Origin of the sequence: Acidovorax sp. SUPP1855 (assembly GCF_030158955.1) — a bacterium.
In the GTDB taxonomy this organism is placed as follows: domain Bacteria; phylum Pseudomonadota; class Gammaproteobacteria; order Burkholderiales; family Burkholderiaceae_C; genus Paracidovorax.
The window spans coordinates 103,540-118,301 of sequence record NZ_BQXI01000012.1 but is presented as its reverse complement, the minus strand read 5'-3'; the positions used below and the strand labels follow the sequence as shown (position 1 = coordinate 118,301).

Here is a 14,762-nt window from a genome sequence, read left to right as displayed (position 1 = left end):
GGGGCGCCCATTTTATCGGCCGGGCGCGGGTGGGCCTTGCGGCGGGGCCGTGCCGCCAGACCGTGGCAGCGTTCGGCCCGCGTGCCCGGAGCGATCAGGACAACAGCCGTTGGCCCGTGAGCCGCTCGTGCTCGCGCACCGCGAAGCGGTCCGTCATGCCGGCGATGAAGTCCGCCACCGTACGCATCCGCTGCACCTCGTCGCCGGCCGCGGCCCGCGCCGCGAAGCGCGGCTTCATCGCCTCGGGCGAGTCCGTGTAGGCCGCGAACAGATCGCGCACCACCTGCTGGGCGCGTCCGGTGGTTTCCATGACCTGAGGATGGCGGTACAGGTTCTGGAACAAAAAGCGCTTCAGCCCCTGCGACTGCGCGCGCATCTCGGCGCTGAACGCCACCAGGGGCGGCGCGCGGCGCACGTCCTCCACCCGCGCCGGCGCGGACTGGGCGATGGCCGCGTTCGTCGCATCGATCACGTCGTACACCTGCGCGCTGAGCATGCGCCGGATCGCTTCGTTCAGAAGCCGCCGCTGGCCCGCCGGCGCCGCCAGGTGGGGATGGTCGCGCTCGGCCTCGGCGCGGTAGCGCTCGAACAGCGGCACCTCGCTCAGTTGCGCCAGCGTGATGAGGCCGGAGCGCACGCCGTCGTCGATGTCGTGGGCGTTGTAGGCGATCTCGTCGGCCAGGTTGCACAGTTGCGCCTCCAGGCTGGGCTGCCCGCGCTGCAGGAAGCGCTGGCCGATGCCGCCGGGCTCCAGCGCCTCCATGCGTTCGGCGTTGGCGCGCGAGCAGTGCTTGAGAATGCCTTCCCGCGCCTCGAACGTGAGGTTCAGGCCGTTGTAGTCGGGATAGCACTCTTCCAGCTCGTCCACCACGCGCAGGCTCTGCAGGTTGTGCTCAAAGCCGCCGTGCGCGGCCATGCATTCATGCAGGGCGTCCTGCCCGGCGTGGCCGAACGGGGTGTGGCCCAGGTCGTGCGCCAGGGAGACGGCCTCCACCAGATCCTCGTTGATGCGCAGCGAACGGGCGATCGAGCGGCCCAGTTGCGCCACTTCGAGCGAGTGCGTCAAGCGCGTGCGGAACAGGTCGCCCTCGTGGTTGAGGAACACCTGCGTCTTGTAGACCAGCCGGCGGAAGGCGGTGGAATGCACGATGCGGTCGCGGTCGCGCTGGTACTCCGAGCGCGTGGGCGCCGCCGACTGGGGATGGCGGCGTCCCCGGGTATCGGCCGGGTCACAGGCGTATGGCGCCAATCCAGGGGGCTGCATCAAAAGGGCTTTCACCGCTCGACTGTCTTCAATTTCATGCTATCCAAACAATAGCATTCAGGCACAGCAGGCGTCGATGACCTCGCGCACCAGCGCATCCGGCGCGGCACGCACCGCCGCACGCCCGGGGCCGTCGATCACCACGAAGCGGATCTCGCCCCCTTCGGATTTCTTGTCCACCCGCATCAGCTCGAGATAGCGGCCCGCGTTGTCCGCCGCATCGATCACCGGGCCGCGCACGGGCAAACCCGCGCGCTCGATCAACTGGCGCAGTCGCTGCACGAAGGCCGCGTCCACCAGCCCCAGCCGGCAAGACAGCTCGGCCGCCATCACCATGCCCGCTGCAACGCCTTCGCCATGCAGCCAGACGCCGTAGCCCATGCCCGCCTCGATGGCGTGGCCGAACGTGTGGCCGAAGTTGAGAATGGCGCGCAGACCAGCCTCGCGCTCGTCCTGGCCCACCACGAAGGCCTTGATCTCGCAACTGCGTCGCACGGCGTGGGCCAGCGCGACATGGTCGCCGGCGCGCAGGGCATCCATCGCGGTCTCGAGCCAGTCGAGGAACGCCATGTCGGCGATCGGTCCGTATTTGAGGACTTCCGCCAGCCCCGCGCTCAATTCGCGGGGCGGCAGGGTGTCGAGCGTGGCCAGATCGCACACCACCAACTGCGGCTGGTAGAAGGCGCCGATCATGTTCTTGCCCAGCGGGTGGTTGATGGCGGTCTTGCCCCCCACCGACGAATCGACCTGCGCCAACAGCGTGGTGGGCACCTGCACGAACGGCACCCCGCGCATGTAGCTGGCCGCGGCGAACCCGGTCATGTCGCCCACCACGCCACCGCCCAGGGCGAACAGCACGGTCTTGCGGTCGCAGCCGTTGGCCAGCAGTGCGTCGAAGACGAGGTTGAGCGTCTGCCAGGTCTTGTGTTCTTCGCCATCGGGCAGGACGACCTGCAGCACCCGTGGGTAGCGCGCCGTCAGCGCAGCCTCAAGCCGCTGCGCATAGAGCGGCGCCACGGTCGAATTGGTGACGATCAGGGCCGACGCGGCGGCCGGCAGGGCCTGGTAGGTGGTCGGGTCGTCCAGCAACGATTCGCCGATGAGGATGGGGTAGCTGCGGTCGCCCAGGGCGATGTCCACCTGGGCGGGGCGATCGCCCGGCAACGCGTCGGCGGATGGGTGGGCGGTGCGGTAAAGGGGGGCCTGGGATGCCAGGGGCATGTCGTGATCCATGGTCGAGAGTCTAGCGGGCCGCCGGGCTCCCATGCGGACGGATCTCTGCACGCACAGGTCCGATCCGTACCGTGCTGCCAGGCATGCGGACATTCGAGGAGAGATGGGTGAGCGGCTCGCTGTACCAGCGCTGCCAGGGGCCAGCGGACGGATCGCAGCGTTGCCGAAAAGAAGCACCGCACCGGTGATGACCGGCGCGACAGTGAGCAAGCGTGGAAGCAGCGCCGCCGTCAGCCGACGGAGGCCAGTTCCAGTTGCATCGCGATGTGATTCACCAACGCCGCGACGGTCTTGCCCCGCCCCGTGGACACCACGTAGTGGGCCGTGGCCCGGTACAGCGCATCCCGCTGATGGTGCAGGTCCTTCAACCGGCCCAGCGGGTCCGCTCCCTGCAGCAGGGGGCGGGACGTGTCGTGCCGCACATGGCGAACGATGTCCTCGGGCGACGCGTCGAGATAGACCACCTTGCCGTGCGCCCTGAGGCGGTCGCGGTTGGGCGCACGCAGCACGGCGCCGCCGCCCGTAGCCAGCACATGTGCCGGGCCCGCGCCTCGGCCCGCGGTCAACTCATCGATCACCTGCTCTTCGATGTCGCGAAAGGCGGATTCCCCTTCACGATCGAAAAAACCACGGATCGAGCAGCCGATGCGCTGCTCGATCACGTGGTCCGAATCGATGAAGGGGATCCCCAGCCGCCGGGCGAGTTGACGCCCGACGGTGGATTTCCCGGAGCCTGGTAGGCCGATGAGGTGGAGACTCAGTTGGGATTGCTGCAACTGGTTGCCGTCCCGAACGGGCTCAGACGAGAAGCTGGAGGAACCGTCTTGTCCGTCAGGTCAGACGCTGCAGCCGATGCCAGGAAAGCAAAGAACGAACTGGATTCCGTACCGGACACAATGGCTTTGGCGGCCAACTCGAAATTCACCCAGAACGCGTATTGCTGTCCATAGGTCAAAGTGAATTCGGCAGAACCAGCGGCATCCGTCGTGACCGACGCCGGTGCGATCACCCCTGGAAGACCTGGAGTGAGTTGACCATTGCCGTTGACATCTTCACCGGCGTCCAGAATGCCGTTGCGGTTGTTGGCATCTTCATTCAGGCAGGAAATGATGCTACCGGCATTTTCTATCCACTGGTTATCCGCATCGCTGTAGACCAAACGACCCTTGCGATAGTAAGGCGGCCAGTAGGAAAGCGTCAGGTTCTGATTTGCGACCGGTGCGCCATTGGCATCGTTCACTTGCACCGAGAACGTCTTGCGATACGTCGTGTTCAGCTTCTCGATCGTGTTGTTGGCAGCGATGGAGATGAAGAGCGCCTGGCTGCTGATCGTGAGCGAAGACGTGGCCGTCACATTGGTGTTGGCAACGGTCGCACGAATCTGCACGCCGTTGGCGGCCGTGGACGTGGCACCGGAGATGAAGACATCCGTCGCCAAGCCGTTGGCATCCGTGACGGCGGAGCCCGTCTTGATGCTGCCACCGCTCAGATCCTGCACTGCCGTGAAGAAAACGGTCTTGCCCTTGACGGCGTTGCCGGCGGCATCACGCACCGTGGCGCGCAACTGGACCTGGTTGGCGGAGCTGCCTGCCACGTTCGGGGGCAAAGCGGCCGAAGACGTCTGCAGGACCAGCGAGGCTGGCGTCGAAGCGATGAAATTCAGCGGCAGCGTGGTCACGGCACCGTTGTCCACCACCGCGCTGATCGTCGCCACGCCCACGGATGCGGCCGAAGCCTGGGTAGAGGCAATGCCATTGGCATCGGTCGTCGCCTGGCTGGGAGACACCGAGCCGCGGGTGGTACTGAACGAGATGACCTTGCCCGCCACACCGGCGCCGCCGGATGCGTAACGCACAGAGACCGTCCGCGCCGTGTTGACCTCGACTTCGGTGTTGGCCGTGGGCGCCGAGAACGCGAAATCCACGCTGGTGACGTTGATGGAAATCTGCGTCTGTGCACCGGCGCTCTGGATGGTCACGGTGTCCGTACCGCTGCGCGTTGCCGCGTAAGCGAACGTCACGGCGCCATTGGCGTCCGTCGAAGTGCTGGCCATGGTGATGGCATTGCCCAGGGACGACGTGACGGCCACCGTGCTGGCGGCAATGGCCGCACCGCCGCTGTCCTTCACGCTCACTGCGAAATTGGTCGTGGCACCGGTCAGTAGAGACGACGAACCCGATGCGGTCAACGTGGTACCCGTCACCGGAATGGTGATGGATTTCGTGATCGATCCCGACTTCACCGTGACGGCGATGTCGCGGTTGGAACGGTCTGTGCCGGCGGTCAACACCGCCGTCGCCTTGCCGTCTGCAGCCGTGGTGCCCACGATGCTTGCCAGCGTGCCGCTGGATGCCGTGAACGACACCGCCTGTGCGGACAGCGCATTGTTGGCGGCGTCCTTCACCACGGCGGTCAACGTCAGGCCGGTCTTGTCGGCCGACGCGAGGCCCGTGGCAGACGTCAAGATTTCCACAGAGGCTGCCGTGCTGACCGGAGTCGTTCCTCCGGGCGTGGTGCCAGCGCTCCCCCCGCCGCCACCGCAAGCGACCAGAGTGGCAGCCAGCGATAGGGCAATGATTTTGATGAATGACTTCATTATTTACCTATAGTTAACGAACTGGTCCGCGATCGGAAATGACCTTGGGCGTGATGAACACCAGCATTTCCCGCTTCTGGGATTCTCTGGTCCGGCTCTTGAAGAGGTTGCCCACCACCGGCACATCGCCCAACACGGGAATTTTATTTTCCTGGTTGGTTTCTTCCATCTCGAAGATACCCCCGATCACCACGGTCCCGCCATTTTCGATCAACACCTGGGTCTTGATGTGCTTGGTGTCGATGGCCACGCCCTGCGTCGTGCTCTCGCCACGGCTGTCCTTGTTGACATCCAAATCAAGAATGATGTTGCCCTCCGGGGTGATCTGCGGCGTCACTTCCAGCTTCAACACCGCCTTCTTGAAGGCGATGGTGGTGGCGCCGTTGGGAGCCGTGACGGAGTAAGGGTACTCCGTGCCCTGCTCGATCAAGGCCTTCGTCTGGTCTGCCGTGATCAAACGCGGGCTGGACACGATCTTGCCCTGGCCGTCGGCCTCCATCGCCGACAGCTCGAGGGTCAGGAAACGGTTGGCCGCCGAATTGAAGATGGAAAGCGCAAACGAGCCCACCGCACTCGTCGTGGAGAGCTGCGCCGGCAGATTGACGAACGTGCCTCCAGGATCGGTGGCTGTGGAACTGGCGCCGCTCGTGGACACGGCGTTGCTGTAGCTCGTGCCGAAGGCGACACGGTTGTTGCCACCGATGCCGTAGCCACCGTCGCCGCCGCGGCTGGCCCTCAGGTCAGACGCACCCAGCTTGACGCCGAGCGATCGGCCGAAGGTGTCGCGCGCTTCGACAATCCGCGCTTCGATCATGACCTGCCGCACCGCCACATCCAGCGTCGACAGCAGTTGCCGCACCTCTTCCAGCTTGCTCGGCGTGTCCGTCACGAAAAGCTGATTGGTCCGAGGCTCGGAAATTGCACTGCCCCGCTCGGAAAGAAAGCGCGTGGACGTGCCGCTGGTACCGCCGCTGTTCGTGCTGGTCGCCAGTTGGGTCACCATGTCGGCCGCCTTGGCATAGTTCAGCTGGAAGGCTTGCGTGCGCAGCGGCTCGAGCTTCTGGATCGCGAGCGCAGCCTCATAGTCCTTCTTGGTGCGGGCATCGATTTCGTCCTTGGGCGCGATCCAGAGCACCGTGCCGGACTTGCGCATGCCGAGCCCCTTGGCGTCCATGATGATCTGCAGGGCCTGATCCCATGGCACGTCCTTCAGACGCAGCGTGAGCGCGCCGGTCACGGTGTCGGAGGTGACGATGTTGAAGTTCGTGAAGTCCGCAATCACCTGCAGCAATGAGCGCACTTCGATGTTCTGGAAATTGAGCGAAAGCTTTTCGCCGCTGAACCCGGGGCCCTGCGTCAGCTTGCTCAGGTCCACCTTCTTCTGGCGGATTTCCACCACGAACTGGTTGTCGCTCTGGTAGGCGCTGTGCTCCCACTCGCCGATGGGATCGATGGTCATCCGAACGCGCTCACCTTGCTGCGATGTCGTGACGATCTGCACCGGGGTGCCGAAATCCGTCACATCCAGGCGGCGGCGCAGACCTTCCGGCAACGACGATTTCAGGAATTCGACCACCAGGCCCTTGCCTTGCTGACGCAGGTCCACGCCGACCTGGTTGTTGGCCAGGCCCACGATCACGCGGCCCGCGCCATCGCTGCCGCGGCGGAAGTCGAGGTCACGCAGCGGCAGGACATCGCTGTTGCGGTCTTCCGCAAAAACCGCCACCGGCGCCGGTTGTGCCGCCGCCGTGTTCGACACGGGCTCCAGCGCCACCATCAAGGACTTGCCCTGGATTTCAGCACGGTACGACGTGGGTTGCTTGAGGTTCAGGACGACGCGGGACCGGTCGCCTGCCTGCACGATGTTCACGGACTTCAGATTGCCCTGGTTGACTTCCACCAGCGACTTGCCCGTCGCATTGGTCGTCGCCGGAAAATCAAGCGCGATCCTGGCCGGCGCCTGGATGGCAAAACCGGTCGGCAGGGTGGAAAGGGGTTGCGACAAATCGATGCGCACCAATTCGGTACCGCCCTGCATGACCCCCTGGACGGCCTCGATGGCGGTCTGGGCATAGGCCCAGGTGCTGCCCAGCGATGCCACAGCAGCCAACAACAACGCCCGATAGCGTGCACCAAAACTGTTTTTCTGAATCATTTCTTCCCCTCTTGGAGATCGAGCGTGGTCTGACGCTCTATCCAGTCACCCGTTGCATCCTGAACGATTTCCCGCAACTGAATGGCTGTTTCAGTGATTTGGGTAATCTTTCCGTAATTCTGTCCAAGGTAATTACCAACTCGAACCTGGTACAACAAGTTATCCACCTTGAGCAAGGCCGTCGGCGTGCCGGTTTTATTCAAACTGCCGACCATGGACATGGTATCCAGGGGATAAGCTTCCAAAGGCTCCTTGCGTCGCGCCATTTCCGGGGCAATCAAGGTGGCATTGGCCGCCAATTGGGTCGAGTCACGCCTCAGGGCCTGCGTCAATTTGATGGAATTGAAAGGGTCCGTTGCTCCATCCGCCTGATAGTTCTGCGGCTGGAATTGCTTGGGTTCGGTGAGGGGGGTAATGCGCGGCTTGGTGTTGGCACGCAAATCCGTCATCCACTGGCGAAGCTCGTCCTGTCCCGAAGATTCGCAACCCATCAACGCCGCGCAGACTGCCAGCAAAGCGATGTGCCACATTCTCATTTCTTCGCTCCACCCGCTGCCTGGCGCTGCGCCTGAATTTCTTCAGGGTCCAGATAGCGGAACGTTCTCGCCGTGGCTTCCATCGTGAGGCTGCCGCCATCCTTGCCCGAGGGAAGGATGGAAATATTATTCAGCGTCACGATCCGGGAAAGATTGGCAATATCAGCGGCAAATGCGCCGATATCGTGATATCGGCCGGTCACCTTGATGGAAATCGGCAGCTCCGCATAATAATCCCGCACCACGATCTGGCCCGGCTTGAACGACTCGAACTGCAAACTGCGGCCCAGGCCTGCCTGATTGATATCGGACAAAAGGGCCGCCATTTCCGCCTTGCTCGGCAACTGCTTTTCCAACTGGATCACATACTGCTGAACCTGCTCGCGCTGCTTCTTGAGCGCGTCGAGGCTCACGGCCTTCACGAGCTTCTTTTCATAATCGGCGCGCAAGGTGAGCTCCTTGGCCTGCTCCGCTTCCAGTTCCGCCTCGTACTCATTCAGCTTGAAGAACCACAGGAAGGTGGCGATGCCTGCCGCGATGGCCATGCAAAGCAGGATCCTTGGCAGCACAGGCCACAGAGAAGGATCCTTGGGATCGAGGTTGCGAAACTGCCGCTGCAAGCTGGATTGCAGCGCCACAAAATCCACGGAAGACGCTTTTTTCGTTGCCATGTTCACTTTCCAACCGCTTTAGGTGCAGTGGCAGGGACGCTCGCAGCATCCATGGCTTTTTGCGCCTCGCTGGTGCGCATCAGCCGGAACCTCAGGTTGAAGGCGGCCACGCGGCGCTGCTCCCTCGGATTCAACGCGATGTTGGCCGCCACGATCTCCACGAGTTCGGGCTTGGAGAACCACGGTGTGTTGTCCGCCAGATTGCGCAGCATCTCCGACACACGCTCGTTCGATTGCGCCATCCCCTGCATCGTGATCACCTGGTCGACTTGCTTGAGATTGGTAACGTAAACCCCATCTGGCAACTGTTGAACCAGTTCATTGAGCAAGTGCACCGGCAGATTGCGATCCGACTGCAGGTCCTCCACGGCCTTCTGGCGCGCGCGAAGGGCCGCGATTTCTTCTTCGATGGTCGCGATTTCCTTGATCTGGCCTTCCAGAACCTTGATCTCGCTTTGCAGGAACGTGTTCTTGTCCTGCTGGGCGGTGATGACCATCTGGTACCACCAATAGATACCGCCGGCAATGGCGAGCCCCACCAGAAAGGACGCGAACATCGTTGCCTGGAACGATTCCTTGCGGCGTTTTCGGGCCGCCTCGCGATGGGGAAGCAGGTTGATGAGAATCACTGCAGAAACCTCCGCATGGCCAGACCACATGACGTGAGGTAGGAAGGCGCCTCGCGGACCATCTTCTTCAATCGCACGGCGCTTCCGATCTCCATGCCGTCGAACGGATTGATGGCGGTGCAGGCGCAGCCTGAATGCTGGGTCACGGCCTCGGTCAAGCCTGGCAGGGGCGCTGAGCCGCCCGCGAGCATGATGTGATCGACCCGGTTGTAGGGCGTGCTGGTGAAGAAGAACTGCAAGGCACGGCCGATTTCCTGTGCCATGCTTTCCACGAAGGGACGCAGCACGGCCGACTGGTAGTCTTCCGGCAGATCGCCGCTGCGCTTCTTGCCTTCGGCCTCTTCCAGCGAGAACCCGTATTGCCGCACGATCAGTTGCGTCAACTGCGCGCCGCCGAAAGCCTGGTCACGGTCGTACAGCACTTCGTCGTTGCGAAGCATCTGCATGCTGGTGGTCAAGGCGCCGACCTCGAACAGCGCGACCAAGGCATCGTTGCCGTGGTTGGGCAGCGCTTCGATCAGGCGCCCCGCAGCCAGCCGGGAGGCATGCGATTCGATGTCGACGATCACGGGCTTGAGGCCCGCCGCTTCGGCCAGGCCCTGGCGGTCCTGCACCTTTTCGCGGCGCGACGCCGCGATCAGCACATCGACATCGCCGGGCGAGCTCTTGCTCGGGCCGACCACGCAGAAGTCCAGGCTCACTTCATCGAGCGAGAACGGGATGTACTGGTTGGCTTCGGATTCCACCTGCACTTCCAGCTCCTGCTCGGACATGCCGCCGGGCAAGGTGATGCGCTTGGTGATGACGGCCGATGGCGGCAAGGCCAATGCCACGTTTTTCGTGCGGGTGCCGCTCTTTTTGACCAGCCGGCGCAGGGCCTCGGCGACCTCATCGAATTTTTCGATGTTGCCGTCGGTGATCCAACCGCGCTCCAACTGCTCGATCGCACATCGCTCCAGTACCAGCCCTCCCGCCTTGTCGCGCCCCAACTCCACCAGCTTGACGCTCGAGGAACTGATGTCGATACCCAGCAGTGGCGCGGACTGGCGACTGAACAAAGACCCCAAAGAGATCAAGATTAGCCCCCGTAACTTGCCAATTTGACGCAACAAAACTTAACACTTCACATGAATGCTATCAGTAAGGTTGCAGGCCAGCCAAGAGTTTTACGGCGCTGTTACGGGGCGAACGTTGTCAAAAGCACACGCTCATTTGCCGCCTCTTCCGATACCGATATTCATGCGCCTGTGGTATAGGTGCGCCACTCTCGCGAGCGATTTGGCAGACGGCCGAGGCCCATATTTTTATAATGGCCGGTTGCTCTCTCCTGGAACGCTATGCCGTCATCACCTACCGACAAGACCCCCAACCCGAATCCGCCGAAACGGCCGGCATGGTGGCGCTGGATCGTCCGCAGTGCAGCGTGGTTGCTGGGACTGGCGGCAGCCGGCGCCGTGGGCGTGGCGCTCACGATCGCCGTCGCGTTGGCGGTGGCCTATCCCAATCTGCCGGACATTTCGGACTTGGCGGACTATCGGCCCAAGCTGCCGATGCGGGTGTACTCGGTCGAAGGCGCATTGCTGGGGGAGTTCGGCGAGGAACGGCGCAACCTCACCCCCATCCAGGACATCCCCAAGGTCATGACCAATGCGGTGCTGGCGATCGAAGACGCGCGCTTCTTCCAGCACGGCGGCGTGGACTACAAGGGCGTGGTGCGCGCAGCGCTGGCCAACCTGGGCCGCGTGAAGAGCCAGGGCGCCTCGACGATCACGATGCAGGTGGCCCGGAACGTTTATTTGTCGTCCGAAAAAACATTTACCCGGAAAATTTACGAAATATTACTAACCTTCAAATTGGAGCACCTGCTGACCAAGAACCAGATTCTCGAGATCTACATGAATCAGATTTATCTCGGAAACAGGGCATACGGTTTTGCAGCGGCTTCGGAGGCTTATTTCGGCAAGCCGCTGCAGAGCATTTCCATCGCGGAGGCCGCCATGTTGGCCGGGCTACCCAAGGCCCCTTCGGCCTACAACCCCATCAGCAACCCCAAGCGCGCCCGCATCCGCCAGCTGTACATCATCGACCGCATGCAGGAGAACGGCTTCATCACCGCGCAGGAGGCCGCCGCCGCCAAGGAAGAGGACCTGAAGATCCGCTCCGGCCCGGATTCCACCCGCATCCACGCCGAGTACGTGGCCGAAATGGCCCGCCAGCTCATCTTCGCCCAGTACGGCAACGAGGCCTATACCCGCGGCCTGAACGTCTACACCACCCTCAATGCCGGCGACCAGGAGGCCGCGTATGTCGCCCTGCGCAAGGGCATCATGGATTACGAACGCCGCCAGCACTACCGCGGGCCCGAGAAGTTCGTGGCCTTGCCCACCAACGCCCAGGAAGCCGAGGACGTGATCGACGATACCCTCGCCCTGCATCCCGACAACGGCGACGTGATGTCGGCGGTGGTGCTGGAGGCCACGCCCAAGAAGATCGTGGCAGCGCGCGCCAGCGGGGAGCCGATCGAGATCACCGGCGACGGCCTGAAGCCCGCCCAGTCGGGCCTGAGCGACAAGGCGCCGCCGAATGTCAAGATTCGCCGCGGCGCCGTGATCCGCGTGATCCAGACCCCCAAGAAGACCTGGGACATCACCCAGCTGCCGGAAGTCGAGGGCGCCCTGGTGGCGGTCGATCCGCGCACCGGCGCCATCAAGGCCCTGGTGGGCGGCTTCGATTTCGACAAGAACAAGTTCAACCATGTGACGCAGGCATGGCGCCAGCCAGGGTCGAGCTTCAAGCCGTTCATCTACTCGGCCGCGCTGGAAAAAGGCTTCACGCCGGCCACCGTGGTGAACGATGCCCCGCTGTTCTTCAGCGCCGGCGTCACGGGAGGCCAGCCCTGGGAACCCAAGAACTACGACGGCAAGTACGACGGCCCGATGACCTTGCGCACCGCGCTGGCGCGCTCCAAGAACGTGGTGTCCATCCGCGTCCTGCAGGCGGTCGGCCCCAAGAACGGGCAGGAGTGGGTGTCCAAGTTCGGCTTCGACGCCGAAAAGCACCCGCCCTACCTGACCATGGCGCTGGGCGCGGGGTCGGTCACGCCCATGCAGATGGTGTCGGCCTATTCGGTGTTCGCCAACGGCGGCTACCGCGTGAACCCCTACCTGATCAGCCGCGTCACCGACCACAAGGGCCGCATCCTGTCGGACTTCCAGCCGCCGGCCACCTCCGACAACCCCCGTGCGATCGATGCGCGCAACGCCTTCGTGATGGACAGCCTGCTGCAGGAAGTCACCCGCTCCGGCACGGCGGCGCGCGCGCAGGCCACGCTCAAGCGCCCCGACCTGTACGGCAAGACCGGTACAACCAACGATGCCGTCGATGCCTGGTTCGCCGGTTTCCAGCCCACGGTGGCCGCGGTGACCTGGATCGGCTACGACACGCCCCGCAACCTGGGCAGCCGCGAAACCGGCGGCGGGCTGAGCCTGCCGATCTGGATCAGCTTCATGGAGCGCGCGCTCAAGGGCGTCCCGGTGGCCGAGCCCACCGTGCCCCCCGGCGTGGTGAACGTGGGTGGAGAATGGTTCTATGAGGAGTTCGCCCGCAACGCCGGGGTCGCCAGCGTGGGCATGGAAGACGCCTCCGCCGCCGTGCCCGGATCGCCGCCGCAGACGCCCCCGCCGACCGAGGAGCGCAACCGGATCCTGGATCTGTTCCGCAATTGACCCCATGGACCGCAGGCACGCGGTCCCCTCAAAGAAAAGCCCTTGCGCGGCCATCGCGCAAGGGCTTTTTTGTTACAGACCGAAGGCGCTCAGCGCGCGAAAGACAGCGCCAGTCCCGACTGCTCGCTGGCGCTGCGGTCCAGGGCTTCGAAGAACTCGCCCGCCCCCTTGGTGTCCATCCAGCGCTGGCCGTCGAACCGGTAGTGGTAGCCGCCGGACTGCGCGGCCAGCCAGATTTCGTGCAGCGGCTTTTGCAGGTTGATGACGATCTGGCTGCCGTTCTGGAACGCGATGGTCACCATGCCGCCGGAGCGTTGTGCGTCCAGGTCGGCGTCCGAGGTGTCGTTGATGCGATCGCAGCCTTGCTCGACAGCGAGCAGGAGCTTTTCCGCGTGGTCCAGGAATTCGAGGTCAGTCATTAGAATCGGCGGATGTTGAGATCATCGCAAATTCTAGTCAGGACGCTTGCCCTTGCTGCGAGTGCGGCGGCCCTGTCGGGCTGCGGCCAGCGCGGCCCGCTGTACCTGCCCACCGACCCCGCTGCCAGCCAGCGGGCCACCCTGCCCCAGACGCTGGACCCGATGCGCGACACGCCCACGCCGGCGCCGATCGTCCCCTCCGCCCCCTCCCGTTCCGCTTCCTCCCCGACCCCATGACCTTGCCTGCCCTGCCCGGCCATCCCCACATCGCCTACCGTGGCGACGCGCTGTTCATCGAACAACTCCCCCTGGCCGACTTGGCGCGGCAGCACGGCACGCCGCTGTACGTCTATTCGCAAGCGTCCATGCTGGACGCGCTGGCCGCCTACCAGCGCGGCTTTGCCGGCCGCCAGGTGCAGATCTGCTACGCCATGAAGGCGAACTCGTCGCTGGCCGTGCTGCAGCTGTTCGCGCGCCAGGGCTGCGGTTTCGACATCGTGTCCGGCGGCGAGCTGGAACGCGTGCTGGCCGCCGGCGGCGATCCGCGCAAGATCATTTTCTCGGGCGTCGGCAAGACGCGGGCCGAGATGCGGCAGGCCCTGCAGGCCGGCATCGGCTGCTTCAACGTCGAGAGCGAGTCCGAACTGGACGTGCTGAGCGAAGTGGCCGTGGCCTTCGGCACGAAGGCGCCGATCAGCATCCGCGTCAATCCCAACGTGGACCCGAAGACGCACCCCTACATTTCCACCGGACTCAAGGGCAACAAGTTCGGCGTGGCGCACGAGCGCATCGTCGCGGCCTACCGGCACGCCGCGTCGCTGCCAGGGCTGCAGGTGGCCGGCATCGACTTCCACATCGGCTCGCAGATCACGGACGAGACACCCTACCTCGACGCCACCGACCGACTGCTCGACCTGATCCAGGAGATCGAGGCCGCAGGCATTCCGATCCACCACATCGACTTCGGCGGCGGCCTGGGCATCGACTACAACGGCGACACGCCACCGGCCGCCGATGCGCTGTGGGCCAAGCTGCTGGCCAAGCTGGATGCGCGCGGTTTCGGCGACCGCCATTTCATGATCGAGCCCGGCCGCTCGCTGGTGGGCAATGCCGGGGTGTGCGTGACCGAGGTGCTGTACGTGAAGCCCGGCGAGCAGAAGAACTTCTGCATCGTCGATGCGGCCATGAACGACCTGCCGCGCCCCGCGATGTACCAGGCGTTCCACGCCATCGTGCCGGTGCAGGCAGCCGCGGCCGGCGCAGCGGCCGGGGTGTACGACGTGGTGGGCCCGGTGTGCGAGAGCGGCGACTGGATCGGCCGCGACCGCACGCTGGCGGTGCAGCCGGGCGACCACCTGGCCGTGCTGTCGGCCGGCGCGTACTGCAGCTCGATGGGCAGCAACTACAACACCCGCGCCCGCCCGGCCGAAGTGCTGGTGGATGGTACGCAGGCCCACCTGATCCGCGCGCGCGAATCGGCGGCCGACACCTTCCGCCACGAGAAACTGGTGGGCTGACTGGCCAACGCTTGATT

The 14,762-nt window shown here is 64.1% G+C and carries 13 protein-coding genes; 3 read left to right on the top strand and 10 right to left on the bottom strand.

Translation table 11 applies throughout. The annotated features are described in order from the left end of the window. Positions 1–94 precede the first annotated feature (94 nt). The 9 genes from AVMA1855_RS12835 to AVMA1855_RS12795 form a co-directional block, all read right to left on the bottom strand. Positions 95–1,264: a deoxyguanosinetriphosphate triphosphohydrolase gene (locus AVMA1855_RS12835; protein ID WP_284425991.1), complete on the bottom strand. Its 1,170-nt coding sequence runs from the start codon at positions 1,262–1,264 to the stop codon at positions 95–97. A gap of 57 nt (positions 1,265–1,321) precedes the next feature. Next, positions 1,322–2,485: a 3-dehydroquinate synthase gene (aroB, locus tag AVMA1855_RS12830; protein WP_284425990.1), complete on the bottom strand. Its 1,164-nt coding sequence runs from the start codon at positions 2,483–2,485 to the stop codon at positions 1,322–1,324. A 242-nt stretch (positions 2,486–2,727) separates the two neighbouring features. Beyond that, complete coding sequence (locus AVMA1855_RS12825) at positions 2,728–3,273, bottom strand: shikimate kinase (protein WP_284405108.1); 546 nt, start codon at positions 3,271–3,273, stop codon at positions 2,728–2,730. Beyond that, a complete protein-coding gene (locus AVMA1855_RS12820) occupies positions 3,255–5,093 on the bottom strand; it encodes an Ig-like domain-containing protein (protein WP_284425989.1) in 1,839 nt (612 codons plus the stop codon). The genes AVMA1855_RS12825 and AVMA1855_RS12820 overlap by 19 nt, the downstream gene beginning before the upstream one ends. A 13-nt stretch (positions 5,094–5,106) precedes the next feature. Then, positions 5,107–7,248, bottom strand: a complete 2,142-nt coding sequence (locus AVMA1855_RS12815; protein ID WP_284425988.1) for a type IV pilus secretin PilQ — start codon at positions 7,246–7,248, stop codon at positions 5,107–5,109. Next, complete coding sequence (locus tag AVMA1855_RS12810; RefSeq protein WP_284425987.1) at positions 7,245–7,784, bottom strand: pilus assembly protein PilP; 540 nt, start codon at positions 7,782–7,784, stop codon at positions 7,245–7,247. The genes AVMA1855_RS12815 and AVMA1855_RS12810 overlap by 4 nt, the downstream gene beginning before the upstream one ends. Beyond that, a complete protein-coding gene (locus AVMA1855_RS12805; protein WP_272567555.1) occupies positions 7,781–8,455 on the bottom strand; it encodes a type IV pilus inner membrane component PilO in 675 nt (224 codons plus the stop codon). Before AVMA1855_RS12805 ends, AVMA1855_RS12810 begins: the two co-directional genes overlap by 4 nt. A 2-nt stretch (positions 8,456–8,457) precedes the next feature. Beyond that, complete coding sequence (locus AVMA1855_RS12800) at positions 8,458–9,084, bottom strand: PilN domain-containing protein (protein ID WP_284425986.1); 627 nt, start codon at positions 9,082–9,084, stop codon at positions 8,458–8,460. Beyond that, positions 9,081–10,160 (bottom strand): pilus assembly protein PilM, encoded by a 1,080-nt coding sequence (locus AVMA1855_RS12795; protein ID WP_284425985.1) that lies wholly within the window; start codon positions 10,158–10,160, stop codon positions 9,081–9,083. The genes AVMA1855_RS12800 and AVMA1855_RS12795 overlap by 4 nt, the downstream gene beginning before the upstream one ends. Before the next feature lie 261 nt (positions 10,161–10,421). Between AVMA1855_RS12795 and AVMA1855_RS12790 the strand changes: the two genes are divergently transcribed. Then, complete coding sequence (locus AVMA1855_RS12790) at positions 10,422–12,809, top strand: penicillin-binding protein 1A (protein WP_272567552.1); 2,388 nt, start codon at positions 10,422–10,424, stop codon at positions 12,807–12,809. 89 nt (positions 12,810–12,898) lie between these two features. Here the strand turns inward: AVMA1855_RS12790 and cyaY are convergent, their stop codons facing one another. Beyond that, entirely contained in the window at positions 12,899–13,228 is a 330-nt protein-coding gene (gene cyaY, locus AVMA1855_RS12785) for an iron donor protein CyaY (protein WP_284425984.1), read from the bottom strand. A gap of 12 nt (positions 13,229–13,240) precedes the next feature. On the opposite strand from cyaY, the gene lptM reads away from it, so the two are divergent. Beyond that, complete coding sequence (gene lptM / locus AVMA1855_RS12780) at positions 13,241–13,465, top strand: LPS translocon maturation chaperone LptM (RefSeq protein WP_284425983.1); 225 nt, start codon at positions 13,241–13,243, stop codon at positions 13,463–13,465. Then, positions 13,462–14,745, top strand: coding sequence for a diaminopimelate decarboxylase (gene lysA / locus AVMA1855_RS12775; RefSeq protein ID WP_284425982.1), 1,284 nt, complete (start codon positions 13,462–13,464; stop codon positions 14,743–14,745). The genes lptM and lysA overlap by 4 nt, the downstream gene beginning before the upstream one ends. Positions 14,746–14,762: the final 17 nt, after the last annotated feature.